Annotated in this window: 12 protein-coding genes; 3 read left to right on the top strand and 9 right to left on the bottom strand. The window is 34.5% G+C overall.

Features of this window, described 5'->3' with window-relative positions:
- Positions 1 to 5 precede the first annotated feature (5 nt).
- Positions 6 to 578 (top strand): hypothetical protein, encoded by a 573-nt coding sequence (locus HNP25_RS08240; protein ID WP_184133143.1) that lies wholly within the window; start codon positions 6 to 8, stop codon positions 576 to 578.
- Positions 579 to 789: 211 nt separating this feature from the next.
- Here the strand turns inward: HNP25_RS08240 and HNP25_RS08235 are convergent, their stop codons facing one another.
- The 5 genes from HNP25_RS08235 to HNP25_RS08215 all read right to left on the bottom strand — a co-directional run bounded on the left by HNP25_RS08235 (position 790) and on the right by HNP25_RS08215 (position 5,531).
- On the bottom strand, positions 790 to 1,680 hold the full coding sequence (locus HNP25_RS08235) for an SDR family oxidoreductase (RefSeq protein WP_184133141.1): 891 nt from the start codon (positions 1,678 to 1,680) through the stop codon (positions 790 to 792).
- Between the two features lie 173 nt (positions 1,681 to 1,853).
- Positions 1,854 to 2,453 carry a YceI family protein gene (locus HNP25_RS08230; RefSeq protein ID WP_184133139.1) on the bottom strand — a complete coding sequence of 200 codons (600 nt, stop codon included), beginning with the start codon at positions 2,451 to 2,453 and terminating at the stop codon, positions 1,854 to 1,856.
- Positions 2,454 to 2,489: 36 nt separating this feature from the next.
- The gene (locus HNP25_RS08225; RefSeq protein ID WP_184133137.1) at positions 2,490 to 2,960 is read right to left on the bottom strand and encodes a MarR family winged helix-turn-helix transcriptional regulator; all 471 of its coding nucleotides are present in this window, start codon (positions 2,958 to 2,960) and stop codon (positions 2,490 to 2,492) included.
- Between the two features lie 107 nt (positions 2,961 to 3,067).
- Positions 3,068 to 3,529 carry a MarR family winged helix-turn-helix transcriptional regulator gene (locus tag HNP25_RS08220; protein ID WP_184133135.1) on the bottom strand — a complete coding sequence of 154 codons (462 nt, stop codon included), beginning with the start codon at positions 3,527 to 3,529 and terminating at the stop codon, positions 3,068 to 3,070.
- A 103-nt stretch (positions 3,530 to 3,632) separates the two neighbouring features.
- Positions 3,633 to 5,531, bottom strand: a complete 1,899-nt coding sequence (locus HNP25_RS08215) for a BamA/TamA family outer membrane protein (RefSeq protein WP_184133133.1) — start codon at positions 5,529 to 5,531, stop codon at positions 3,633 to 3,635.
- A gap of 73 nt (positions 5,532 to 5,604) precedes the next feature.
- Here HNP25_RS08215 and HNP25_RS08210 point away from each other — a divergent pair, with 73 nt between their 5' ends.
- Positions 5,605 to 6,183 carry a Maf family protein gene (locus HNP25_RS08210; protein ID WP_184133131.1) on the top strand — a complete coding sequence of 193 codons (579 nt, stop codon included), beginning with the start codon at positions 5,605 to 5,607 and terminating at the stop codon, positions 6,181 to 6,183.
- A 226-nt stretch (positions 6,184 to 6,409) separates the two neighbouring features.
- A complete protein-coding gene (locus tag HNP25_RS08205; protein ID WP_184133128.1) occupies positions 6,410 to 9,190 on the top strand; it encodes an alpha-amylase family glycosyl hydrolase in 2,781 nt (926 codons plus the stop codon).
- Between the two features lie 264 nt (positions 9,191 to 9,454).
- On the opposite strand, the gene HNP25_RS08200 is transcribed toward HNP25_RS08205, so the two are convergent.
- The 4 genes from HNP25_RS08200 to HNP25_RS08185 all read right to left on the bottom strand — a co-directional run bounded on the left by HNP25_RS08200 (position 9,455) and on the right by HNP25_RS08185 (position 12,420).
- The gene (locus HNP25_RS08200) at positions 9,455 to 10,177 is read right to left on the bottom strand and encodes a CDP-alcohol phosphatidyltransferase family protein (RefSeq protein ID WP_184133125.1); all 723 of its coding nucleotides are present in this window, start codon (positions 10,175 to 10,177) and stop codon (positions 9,455 to 9,457) included.
- Between the two features lie 23 nt (positions 10,178 to 10,200).
- The gene (locus HNP25_RS08195; protein ID WP_184133122.1) at positions 10,201 to 10,842 is read right to left on the bottom strand and encodes an MBL fold metallo-hydrolase; all 642 of its coding nucleotides are present in this window, start codon (positions 10,840 to 10,842) and stop codon (positions 10,201 to 10,203) included.
- 61 nt (positions 10,843 to 10,903) lie between these two features.
- Positions 10,904 to 11,596, bottom strand: a complete 693-nt coding sequence (locus HNP25_RS08190) for an SAM-dependent methyltransferase (RefSeq protein WP_184133119.1) — start codon at positions 11,594 to 11,596, stop codon at positions 10,904 to 10,906.
- Between the two features lie 50 nt (positions 11,597 to 11,646).
- Positions 11,647 to 12,420 carry an alpha/beta fold hydrolase gene (locus HNP25_RS08185; RefSeq protein WP_184133116.1) on the bottom strand — a complete coding sequence of 258 codons (774 nt, stop codon included), beginning with the start codon at positions 12,418 to 12,420 and terminating at the stop codon, positions 11,647 to 11,649.
- Positions 12,421 to 12,861 lie beyond the last annotated feature (441 nt).

Raw genomic sequence — 12,861 nt, 5'->3', positions numbered from 1 at the left:
TTCACATGGAATATTTTATATTGGTTTTATTGGTTATAATAGTAGTCTTAATTGGAATAGGACTTTTATTTTATTCCCTTCCTAAAAAGCTTGGTTATCCCAAGATAGCGAAATACCTCGCCGTAATTTTCGGTTGTATGGTATTTTCAGCAGGTTTTTATTTAGTATTTGAAGACCTATTTTTTACAAAAAATAATGCTAAAGAATTAGTGGAAGAACAAGGTTTGACACTAACAGAGGATTTTGAATTACTTGGAAATAAATCTATGTCAGGGATTGGTGATTATTACCATACTTTTAGTTTAAAAATTTCTGAAAGCGACAAGCAAAAAATGATTTTGCAAATAAAGAGTGCTAAGAACTTTAAAATAGAAAAAAGTTCAAGTAAATCTTTGCCCCTTTATTTATCAGAGAATAGATACTTTGGACCTAAAGTAACTCAAAACTATGAAACAGAGAATACTTTTAATAAGGCTTATTTTAAGCCAAGTGGAAAACAAGGATATGCTCCAACTTTTAGAAGAATTTCAATAAGCAAAGTTGATAATGAGTTGACATTTGAAGATATTGTGGAATAAAAATGTGTAAAACACTAACTGGTTCAAGTGTTAAGCAAAGCTATGTCTGTGGGCTTGCTGTTCCAAGTCAAAAAAGACTTGGAACGATAAATAAAATGCAGTCTGAGACTGCAAGCGTATTTGTAATTCAAAGTTTTAAACTTTGACCAGCCACGGTTTATGAGAAAACAAATGCAGTTTTGACTCATAAACTTTTAACTCATAAACCCTATTATTTCTTCCCACGGACAGCCTTTGCAATAGCTACCCATTTTTCTTCTGAAACTTCGTTTAAATCTGAAAATTCACCTGCTCCCATTAGCCATTCTCCGCCATCAATTGTAATTACTTCGCCGTTTATATAAGCCGAAAATTCTGACATTAAGTAGGCTGCTAAATTGGCTAACTCTTGATGTTCCCCTACTCTTTTGAGTGGAATTCTATTTTCTGGTGCTAATTTACTTGCCAACTCCTCTCCCATTGCTTCTGCTGGAAAAAGTCTTTCCCAAGCTCCTTGTGTTGGAAATGGCCCGGGTGCAATGGCATTGAAGCGAATTCCATACTTCGCACCCCACTCTACTGCCAAAGAGCGTGTCAACGCCAAAACCCCAGCTTTTGCCGTTGCCGAAGGCACAACATAAGCCGAACCCGTCCAAGCATAAGTAGTAACAATAGACATTACTGTTCCTTTGATTTTCTGTTCAATCCAATATTTCCCGACGGCTAAACTAAAATTATAAGAGCCTTTTAGCACAATATCAACAACAATATCAAAAGCTTTATGTGATAGTTTTTCGGTAGGGCTAATAAAATTACCTGCGGCATTATTCACCAAACCATGCACAGCACCAAAATACTCTACCGAACTTTTCAGTACATTTTCAACTTCATCATAATTTCTAGCATCGCAGGCAATTGCCAATACTTTCCCTCCTGTTTCTACCATGAGTTCAGCAGCCGTTTCGTCCAAAACTGCTTTTTTTCTTGAAGCAATTACAACGTTGGCACCTAACTCTAAAAAATATTTTGACATCGAACGCCCCAAGCCAGTTCCGCCACCTGTCACAATAATTGTTTTTCCTCGTAAGGCTCCATCCCTTAGCATTGGTTCATTAAAATTCATAATCTAAAATTTTATACAATTTCAAGATAAAATATAATGCAATATGAATTAAATAAAATTATTATGCAAGCATACCTTTGTTGAATTTATCGAACAAAGAAAAATCCTCATAAAGCATCTCGAAAGAATACTTTATGAGGATTTTAAAACCTAGAATAAAGGTTTAAGAGAAATTACTTACCAGCAACTAAAGTTACATCTAAATTGAAAACGTCATCGATAGCTTTGTCACCGATTGATTCGAAGAATTTCTTAGAACCATATTTCACGTTAAATTCTGTTCTGTCAACTGGGATAGAAGCAGTTGCAGTAGTTTTTCCACCAGCAACAGCAATTTTTGCTGGGAAAGTGATTGATTTAGTGATTCCGTGTAAAGTTAAATCTCCTGTGATGTTTGCACCAGCTACTTTAGTAATTTTGAAAGTAGAAGTTGGGAATTTTTCTACTTCAAAGAAATCACCAGTTGTGATGTGACCAATGAATTTTTTGTTGTATTCTGCATCAGTGATGTCAGTACAAACGATTGATTTCATGTCGATTACAAAAGAACCACCAGTTACTTTAGTACCTGAAGTTACTAATGAACCTGAAGAGATAGCAATTGTACCTTCGTGCTGACCTGTTACTTTTTTAGCCAACCAGTGGATTTTACTTCCTTTTGTATCAACTGGTAATGTTGTTGCTTTTTTTCCTGTGTTTGGAGTACTTGCAACTGCTACGTTTACAAACAAAGCTGCTGCGAAAACGCTAAGAATAGATTTGATAGATTTCATTACTTGAATTTATTTATTGTTATTTATTAAAATTAATTATTGTTCTGATTCGGGTGGCGATTGTCTTAGTTTATCCAATAAATCGCTTAATTGTAGGGCTTCGCTTTCGGTTAAACCATAAAGTTGTTGTTCCCATTGTTTTTGTAATACATCTAGTTCAGCTAATAAATCTAAACCTTTTTGAGTAATCAAAATATCAACAGCACGGCGGTCGTTCGGACATTCACGCCTTACTACCATTTCTTTCAATAAAAGTTTATCTACTAATCTTGAGGCATTAGACATTTTATCTAACATTCTTTCGATAATTCCTATTACTGTGATAGGTTCAGGATGATGCCCTCTTAAAATTCTAAGAACGTTATATTGCTGAAGTGTTAAATCATAAGGTTTTAAAACTTCCATTTGCAAAGTAGCCAACCAATTGTTTGTATAAACAACATTGATCATTGCTTTGGAATGGGCTGATTTAAAGCTTGCTTGTTTTATGTCTTTTTCGATGCTCATAATTTTATTACGATACAATATTAATGTAAAAACATTTAATGTCAATACATTTAATTGTTAATTTTTTGTTAATAGAAATAAATTCCTGATTATCAGATATTTAAATTTTATTGTTTTATAGAATCTCTCATCTTATTCAGTAAATCATGAAGAGCTTTAATCTCTTCCTTCGTCAATCTTGCGTAATTGGCTTCCCATAAAGCTACTTTTTTATTTAATTCTTCAACCAATTGTAGTCCTTGTGAAGTAATGGCTACGTCCATCGAACGCTTATCGACTTTAGAGCGAACTTTAACAGCAAGCTTTTTCTCGACTAATTTATCTACCAAACGAGATGCATTAGACATTTTGTCAAGCATTCTTTCAAGAATGAAATTGACCGAAACTGTATCAGGATGGCTTTCACTAAGGATTTTCAAGACGAAATATTGTTTATCGGAGAGATTATAGGGCTTTAAAAGTTGAGAATAATGATTCAGCAACCAACTCTCTGTAAACATCAAATTGACGGCAACTTTTTGATAAACATTCTTAAAGGACTTCTGTTTAATGTCTTTTTCAATGGACATAATCTAATTGTTTGCTTAGGTTAAACTTTATACTAATTTTAAAAACGTAAGCTAATGAGATATTGTTTTGAAATGACTTAAAACTTAGTTAACGGTCATTTTTTCACCTAAAAGGTACAATTTCAGGTGCCGAAATATCAAAATCTTTTAGTCTTAAATTATAAGTATCATTAAATGAAGCATTCAAAAGCTGTATATTGGGTAGGTTTGGAAAGTATGAAAATTTAATCTGGAAAGTATTAAAAGTTAAATTCTCATTTCTGAGGCGTATTCCAATACCAATACTTGTATAAGGCGTTTGCTTGAATAAAAACTCATTTTTGGGATTTATAAAGGCAAAATCTGTCTGAAAAAACGGGGCAATTCTGAAACCAACAAAATTTAATTTTGAAAAAAACACAATCTGATAACCCAAACCCAATTTTTTTGTTCCCCAAAGTTTATCACTATTTACATCTAAAATTCCATTTTCACGATTCACATTGATGAACTCTCCCGTATAACGTTGCGTTCCGAAAGCATATCGTAAATTAACAAAATGCCTGATTTGTGTGCGTCTTCTAAAAGCATGAAGCGTACTGAAATAATTGGATTCGATACTCATTCCAGTTGTCCCATTTGAGTAACCTCCAACATTGATTAATCCATACAAATAACCTGCTTTGCCTATGTACTCACCTTTGGCAAGTTTAATTCCTGCATACCAACGATGTCCGAAAGCATCTGAATTTTCAGATCCCGTCACAAAAGTCGCTAAGTAACCGTAAGGTACGTCTTCGGTTAAACCGAAACCATAAATTAAAATATCACGCTTGTATTTTCTATTTGAAAAACCGATTCCTATCAGATAGTCTCGATGATTTCTGAAAAGCTGATTGGTATCTGCAGTTACTTCTGGGCGTTTATCAAACCTTACATCTGAAAATCTGAGTCCGACTACAAATCTGGAACGACTGTCTTTTCCTTTGTTTAAAAAATTAACTTTAAAAGCACGAGCCAACCAAAAATCTATAAAATCTTTTTTGATAGGAAAAAAGAAATTCGTGCTATCATTAAGTCGATAAGTTGTGCCATCATAATCCCTGAATTGTGTTCGCTCATTTTCATCTTTACTTACGACAAAACCTCCTGCCAATTTCATTTCTGGTGTAAGAAAAGGACGAAAAAGCCGAAAAGCGTAATGAGTAGAAGTTCTTTTCAGCTCTAATTCAGCCTGACCAGTCACAAATGTTCTACCGATATAAGGAATAGTATAAGTACTGGCGTACTCTAAAGCGGGTTTTTCACGGGTATTCATGAAAAAAGTATTACTCCATGAATGCCCAACTCCCCTAAAATTTACTTGGCGAATCCTTATTGAATAATTTTGTAAACCATTGGCTTCTCCATCTACAATTAAAGACCAAATATCTTGCGTAAGTACTAGTAAATCTACTAAATTAGGATACTCAGGGTCTGGCAAAACCAAAATTCTGGCATCGTGCAGAATAGCACTTTGTCGCATCAAACGCTCGTTATCTCTTAACCTATCAGCATCTACAATATCACCTACATTGAATAATAGAAACGATTTCCGAATCACACTCTCCTGCGTATTGGTATGGAGCGAACTCAAAAACTTTTCAAAACCTTCCGCAATTCTGGTTGTATCAGCAATACTTTCTCCGAATACTTTTAGGCGTTTTACATAGATTTTACGAATTACTCTTCCTTCATATTCTGTAAAGGGATCTTCTTCAATTTTTACAATTTCTTGCCCTTTATTGTTTGTATTATAAACATCTTTGAACAAGGCATGATGGATTTCTCGTAGGATTTTATTTTTAGAAAACCTTTTTTTTAGATTGGCATAAGTAACGCTATCTTTGGCAGATTTCATGCTGACATCAAGTGGCGTTGCTTTTACCTTAGGAATTTCTATCTTTATTGAGTCTAGATTTTGTGCAATTAAATTGATTGTAGTAATAAAAAGCAATAGACTCATGAAGAATATAAACTTCATGAGCTGATTCAATGAATTTGAGTAATTTTGTCGAGTTTTATTCATTAATTTTAATTTCCCAAAACAAAAAATAATGCTTCAATTAACTAAACCACTTGTTCTAGCGTCCAATTCTCCACGTCGTCAACAATTATTACGAGAAGCTGGTTTTGAGTTTACTGTTAAAGTAAAAGATACCAACGAAGACTTCCCTAATACCATGCCAGCTATTGAGGTTCCCGCTTTCTTGGCACTCAAAAAAGCTGAAGCTTTCAAAGAAGAACTTGATAATCAAATCATACTTACTGCCGATACCATCGTGGTTGTGGATAATGATATTCTAAATAAACCCAAAGATGCTATCGAAGCAAGCTTGATGCTTAAAAAATTATCGGGTCGTCAGCACCAAGTAATTACTGGTGTTTGCGTGATGACAAAGGAAGGTACGCAAAATTTCGTCGATATTGCCAATGTTTTCTTCCGTGAACTAACGAACCAAGAAATTGAATATTATATTAAAACCTGCAAGCCATTTGATAAGGCTGGGGCTTATGGTGTTCAGGATTTTATTGGAATGGTTGGCATTCCACGCATGGAAGGTTCATATTTTACCGTGATGGGTTTGCCTGTTCACCGTGTTTATGATGCCCTTCAACCATTTTTTAAAATTTAATAAAATACTGTTTATCAGATATTTATCTTCTAGTTATGTAAAATAACGCTTCTTTACATAACTAGAAGCTAAAAGCTAATCTTTCTTCTTTTTCTTGGCATAATTCCCTTCATAGTACTATTTGTCAATTAAATATTTCTACGTTATACCTGTGTAGCACTCTACCAAAGTACTCGCTCCTTTCTATTACCTTCGGGTTTCCATTGACCAACCTTTTATAAACATCATGAAAAAATCAACAATACTATTCGCTCTTTTGTGGGTGATTAGCCTCTGCTCTTTTGCACAGGTCGTCACCACAATTCCAGCGTTACCAAATGGAGACCAAGAAATTACCATCATCTTCAATCTTAAACTAGCCAAAGATGCTCGTGCAAAAGCTTTACTTGGCAAAACGTCCGATGTTTACTTATGGTCTGGTGCAGGTACTACCGAAACGGGTGATGCTTTTCAATATCAACCCGCTGGACAAAGCAATTTTGCTCAACCTTTTGAAAAAGGCAAAATGACCTCATTGGGAAATGACCAATGGAGTATCAAAATGAAACCCAGAGATTACTATGCCGTTCCGAGTACGCTCACAATTAGACGACTAGGAGTTCTCTTGAAAAGTGGCGATGGTACTGCCCAAACGGAAGACCTTTTTGTAACAATGTACGATAACAAGCTGAATGTAGCTTTTAGTCAGCCACAAGAAAAAACATTTTTTGCCAATGCAAATAGTATAGTGCCTGTTATTGCTGTGGCATCGCAAAAAGCCAATTTAAGTTTAACAGTAAATGGTAATACTGTTTTAAGTGCCACCAATAGTGATTCTTTGAAGTATTCACTGAATGTAGGAAATATTTCAGGAGCCATCCAAACTGTAAAATTTACTGCCACAAGCCCAACCGAAACATCCACTGCGGAATTTATTGTTACTGTGAAACCGACGCCAATGACCGAAGCCTTGCCAGCTGGCTTAAAAGATGGAATTAATTATCTCGCTGATACAAAAGTTGCTTTGGTACTTTTTGCACCAAAAAAAGATTTCGTTTACCTCATTGGTGACTTTAATCAATGGAAAAGTGATGCCAAGTATTTGATGAAACGTACTCCTGATGGCAACCGTTATTGGCTAGAAATTGATGGCTTAACCAAAGGAGAAGAATACGCTTATCAGTATTTAGTAAATAGTACTTTAGCCGTTGGCGACCCATATTCTGAAAAAATACTTGACCCAAATAATGACCAATACATCACAAGTAATACTTATCCGAACTTGAAAAAACTTCCAGAAACGGTAAAGAGTATTGCTTCGGTTTTTCAGATTGGACAAACGCCCTATCCATGGAAAACGACCAATTTTAAACGTCCTTCCCAAGAAAATTTAGTGATTTACGAATTACACATTCGTGATTTTGATACGGATGGTTCTTACAAAAATGCCATTAATCGAATTCCTTACCTAAAAACTTTGGGTATCAATTGTATCGAATTAATGCCCGTAACGGAATTTACAGGAAATGATTCTTGGGGCTATAATCCCATTTATTACTTTGCTGCCGACAAAGCTTATGGCACAAGAGAAGATCTCAAGAAATTCATCGATACTTGTCATGAAAATGGTATTGCTGTGGTTCTGGACATTGTTTTTAACCAAGCAGATTATGAATTCCCCTATGTAAAAATGTATTGGGATGGCTCGCAACCTTCAACTGATTCTCCTTTTTTCAATCAACAGGCAAATCATCCATTTAGTGTTTTCTTCGACTTCAATCATGAAAGTTCTAATACTAAAGCCTACGTAAATCGTGCGAATGAATTTTGGTTGAAAGAATATAACATTGATGGATACCGAGTGGATTTAGCCAAAGGTTTCACTCAGAAAAGTTCATCAAATGATAACCAATTCAGACAGTATGACCAAAGTAGGGTTGATATTCTGAAAGGCTATTACGATAATATCAGAAGTTTCGATAAAGATGCTTATTTCATCCTAGAATTATTTTCGGAAGACAGAGAAGAACAAACTTTCACGGACTTGGGCATGATGGTTTGGGCAAATCTTAATGGAGAATTCAGAAATGCTGTAAAAGGAAATGCCAGTGATTTCAGCCGACTTTCATATAAAGCACACGGTTTTAAAAATGCTGGTGCAATCGCTTACATGGAAAGTCACGATGAAGAAAGAATCGCTTTTGATGCCTTGAAAAACAGTAAAGCTATTTTCAGCGTGGCAACCGTGATGGAAAGAACAAAGGCTGCCGCAGCAATGTTTTTTGCGATTCCTGGACCAAAAATGGTTTGGCAATTTGGAGAATTGGGCTACGATATTTCTATCGACCAAAATGGTAGAACAGGCAAAAAACCAATTCTTTGGGAATACAAAGACAATGTCGACCGCCAAAAACTTTATAAAGTATTTTCAGAATTGATTAAACTCAAAACAACTCAGGAAATATTTAAAACAAGTGATTTCCAAACTGACCTTGCTTCGACGGTAAAAAGAATCACGTTGAATTCAGCTTCTCAAAAAATTATCATGGTTGCCAATCTTGATTTAGAACAGAAAACAATCACTGATGTTTTTCCTAGTACTGGCAAATGGTACGATTACTTTACTAATTCAGAAATCAATGTAAGCGATACAAAAACTAAATATGTATTAGCACCGGGACAATTTCATGTATTGAGTAATATAGCTTTAGCCAAACCAGAAGCTAATTTAGTACCTTGGAAATTAGAAGAAGAAAGAATTTTGGCAAGTGCAGAAGAACAAGAAGTTGGCATTAAAGTCTATCCAAATCCAAGTGAAGAAATCATTACGGTGGAAGTAAACACTCAACAAAAAGGAACGATTTTACTTAAAATCAATAATTTATTGGGAAAACCAGTTTTTGAAAGTGAACAAAAAGATGCTGGTAAAATCTATCCTATCGACATCCGACAACTCCCTCAAGGCATTTATTTATTGAATGTTAGCCAAGGCGAAAAACAATTCACGAAGAAATTCATCAAGAAATAAGCTTAAATAATATTTGGAGCGTCTTTTAGATGCTCCAGACATACTTGAAGTATCTCACGAGATACTTTTTTGCGGTATTTTGCGGTAATTTATATCTCACGACATACTTCAAGTATCTCGTGAGATATTTTTTTGCGGTATTTTGCGGGATTTAGTATCTTGCGACATACTTAAAGTATCTCGTGAGATACTTTTTTACGGCATTTTGCGGTTTTTAGTATCAGCAAAGATAACTTATGTAGTGAAGTGAATTTGTCTTTATTCTTAGTGTGTCTTCAACGTAAATTTCTGGATGATTGACATTAATATGTAAATCAAAATTATGACAGGAATTGCCACAAACTTTAGGAAAATAACCAACAAAAGAGAAAAAATTAAAAACAGATATTTGAATTGATTTGCTCTCCATCCAAAATCCTTGAATTTCAAGGCAAAGAGCGGTAATTCAGCAACCAACAAGTACGACATGATGATTGAGTAAAAAATCAACACATTGTAATTGATAAAGAAGTCTTTGTATTCAGGTTGAAATAATGCAATGAGTGGCAAAGCCGCTACAACCATTCCATTTGCTGGGGTGGGAACACCAATGAAAGAATCACTCTGACGAGTATCAATATTAAATTTAGCCAAACGCATCGCTGAGAAAACAGCCAAAGCAAAAGCGATATATGGTTTATGAAAACCAAAAATACCTGTGGTGCAATAACCAGTACAACTCCCTTCAATAAGATTCAACATCATAAAAGCAGGCAAAGCACCAAAAGTAACCATATCTGCCAAGGAATCTAATTGTTTTCCGATAGGTGAAGAAACATGCAACAGTCTGGCAACAAAGCCATCAAGCCAATCACAAAGCAAAGCAATTCCGATTAAGTAAGAAGCTGTTTGTAAGTCACCATTGAACACCTTTAAAATTCCAAAGCATCCACAAAGCAAATTGGCACAAGTAAGAGTATTAGGAATATGTTTTTTAATTTCAATCATTTTTCTACTGATGGTAATCTTTTTTATAGTTTTACAAATGGGTTATGTACTTTTTCATAACCAATTGTAGTAGTTTCACCGTGACCGGGATATACCACCATATCATCTTCAAGGGTATAAAGTTTGGTTTTAATACTATTTTCTAAATCTTCAAAACTGCACAAAGGAAAATCGGTTCTCCCAATACTTCCTTTAAACAACACATCGCCACTTACACAAATCTTTTCAGTTTTATTCAAAAAAGCAACATGACCAGGTGCATGACCGGGTACAAAAATCACTTCAAGGTTAGAATTTCCAAAAGTAATGACATCTCCTTCTTCAATAAAAACATCTACTGTTGATGCTTCATAAGTAGGAAAACCATAATATTCTGCTCTACTTGCTGCATTTAATAAAAGAGGCAAATCTTCTTTATGAAGATGTAGTTTTACACCATAAGTTCTTTTGATAAATTCATTACCCAAGACATGGTCGATATGTGCATGAGTATTCAGCAAATGAATCACCTTCAAACCTTGATCTTGAATATAATTTTTCAACGCACTTCGTTCTTCATAAACATGGCAACCAGGGTCTATGATGACACACTCTTTGGTTTCGTCAAAAAGCACATACGTGTTTTCGCCAAAAGGGTTAAACCTAAATGTTTGAACTTGAATCATAGTAATGGTGAATAATTAATGTTTAAAAGCACACAAAGATGACGATAAATCCTTGAAATTTTTAGCTTGACAATAAAAACATCGTAGGTTTTTTATGCAAATCGGGTTTTTGTTTTTTCCACTCAGCAATTGTTTTTGTTTGTATGAATTCATCAGAACCTGTTACATTACAAGCAATACACAAAAAAGCACTTGGTGCCAAATTAACCAATAAATCATCCAACAATTGATTATTTCTAAAAGGCGTTTCCATGAAAATTTGGGTTTGCCCTTTTCTTCCATCATTTTCTAGTACTTTCAACTTTTTAGCTCTTTCTATCTTATCAATGGGTAAGTAACCGTGAAAAACAAAAGATTGTCCCGAAAAACCAGAAGCCATTAAAGCCAAAAGAATAGACGAAGGGCCAACCAAAGGTACTACTTTCATTCCTAATTGATGGGCGGTCTGTACTGCCAAAGCACCGGGGTCGGCTACGCCTGGGCAACCCGCTTCTGAAATTACGCCAATTGATTTGCCTTCAGGAATTTCTTTGAAATACTGCTTTACACTGGCAAGAGGAGTATCTTTATCTAGTTCAAAAAAATGAAGTTGATCTATTACTTTCCCAACTTTCAATTCACTGATATAACGACGAGTTGTACGTACATTTTCAACAAAATAGTAATCTGTTTCCTTAATTACTTCTCTGATTTGTGGAGAAATTACAGATTCAGAAGTATCAGGGGCTAATGTGGAAGGAATTAAAAAAAGCATTTTAAAACGATTTGTTTGAGATTGATTAACAAGAAAAATTCTTAAAACATTTAAGCTTTTACAAATCGAGATAATACTTCGATGAATTCTTGAGGTTTATCGGCTTGAACCCAATGCCCTGCTCCTTCTATGGTTTCTAATTCATAATTCGGGAATAATTCCCAAATTTTACGTTCATCTTCTGGTTGAATATAATGAGATGAAACTCCACGAATAAATAAAACAGGTTTGGAAACACTGTGTTCATTTTCAAGTTCATGCCCAACTACATCAATATTTTTTGCAATTACAGGAACGTTGATTCGCCAATCGAACTCATTGTTCTTTTCAGGATTTCGCCAAAGGTTTTTCAAGAGGAATTGACGAACACCTTCACTTTCTTCAAACCTTTTTAAAATTTCATTGGCTTCAGTTCTACTTTTTAAGTTTTTCAAATCTACAGCCGCTAATCCTTGTAAAATCATGGAATGATGAACAGGATAAAATTTAGGAGCGATATCCACTACAACCATTTTTGCAAAAGCATCAGGGTAATTCATAGCGAACTGCATCACCACTTTTCCACCCATTGAATGCCCGACTAAAATAGGGTTCTCGATAGCATTTTCATCGATAAATTCTTTTAAATCGGCTGCCATTACTTCATAATTAAAGACGTCGCTTCTTGGCGATTGCCCGTGGTTTCGCTGGTCGAGCATATAAACGGTATAATGCTCGCCAAGTACTTTCCCAATTGTCAACCAATTATCAGACGAACCAAAAATCCCATGTAAGATGATAATGTCCGAACCGCTTTCTCCTGTTTTTCTAAAAAATAATTTCATTAAAATTTATGTGAATTATCATTTTGGCAAAAAAATATAAGCTTTAAGAACCAAAAGAATGTGTTGTTGTTAATGAATTTGAATCCATTTCACGAGGCTAGATGAATTATTTTCAAAGTTCTTGTTTCTTTTTCAATATTACAAATAGCCTTTAAAATAGCTTAAAAAATCATAAATGTGCATTATATTACCTGTTCAAAAAACTCTTTTCACTATATTTAGTTTATCAAAAAACAATATGGCAATACACTGCAAATCTTAAAAAAATACTAAACTTATAGAGTTATTAATATGTTATTTTACAATTGAATGTTTCTTTTCAAAAAAAAGACCTACAAATAAACTTTTCAAACAAATAATTGCACTATACCTACAAATCAAGCGATTAGGGGATTCTTGTTTACAGTTTCTTAATAAAGGCATGTTGTTCTTGCTAAAAAA

The organism is Arcicella rosea, from assembly GCF_014204325.1.
In the GTDB taxonomy this organism is placed as follows: domain Bacteria; phylum Bacteroidota; class Bacteroidia; order Cytophagales; family Spirosomataceae; genus Arcicella; species Arcicella rosea_A.
The sequence above is the reverse complement of the archived record's forward strand: the minus strand, read 5'-3'. Positions and strand labels throughout refer to the sequence as shown.

Coding starts and splice junctions, on each gene's coding strand:
- HNP25_RS08240 (WP_184133143.1), top strand. CDS start 6: ATGGAATATTTTATATTGGTTTTATTGGTTATAATAGTAGTCTTAATT.
- HNP25_RS08235 (WP_184133141.1), bottom strand. CDS start 1,680: ATGAATTTTAATGAACCAATGCTAAGGGATGGAGCCTTACGAGGAAAA.
- HNP25_RS08230 (WP_184133139.1), bottom strand. CDS start 2,453: ATGAAATCTATCAAATCTATTCTTAGCGTTTTCGCAGCAGCTTTGTTT.
- HNP25_RS08225 (WP_184133137.1), bottom strand. CDS start 2,960: ATGAGCATCGAAAAAGACATAAAACAAGCAAGCTTTAAATCAGCCCAT.
- HNP25_RS08220 (WP_184133135.1), bottom strand. CDS start 3,529: ATGTCCATTGAAAAAGACATTAAACAGAAGTCCTTTAAGAATGTTTAT.
- HNP25_RS08215 (WP_184133133.1), bottom strand. CDS start 5,531: ATGAAGTTTATATTCTTCATGAGTCTATTGCTTTTTATTACTACAATC.
- HNP25_RS08210 (WP_184133131.1), top strand. CDS start 5,605: ATGCTTCAATTAACTAAACCACTTGTTCTAGCGTCCAATTCTCCACGT.
- HNP25_RS08205 (WP_184133128.1), top strand. CDS start 6,410: ATGAAAAAATCAACAATACTATTCGCTCTTTTGTGGGTGATTAGCCTC.
- HNP25_RS08200 (WP_184133125.1), bottom strand. CDS start 10,177: ATGATTGAAATTAAAAAACATATTCCTAATACTCTTACTTGTGCCAAT.
- HNP25_RS08195 (WP_184133122.1), bottom strand. CDS start 10,842: ATGATTCAAGTTCAAACATTTAGGTTTAACCCTTTTGGCGAAAACACG.
- HNP25_RS08190 (WP_184133119.1), bottom strand. CDS start 11,596: ATGCTTTTTTTAATTCCTTCCACATTAGCCCCTGATACTTCTGAATCT.
- HNP25_RS08185 (WP_184133116.1), bottom strand. CDS start 12,420: ATGAAATTATTTTTTAGAAAAACAGGAGAAAGCGGTTCGGACATTATC.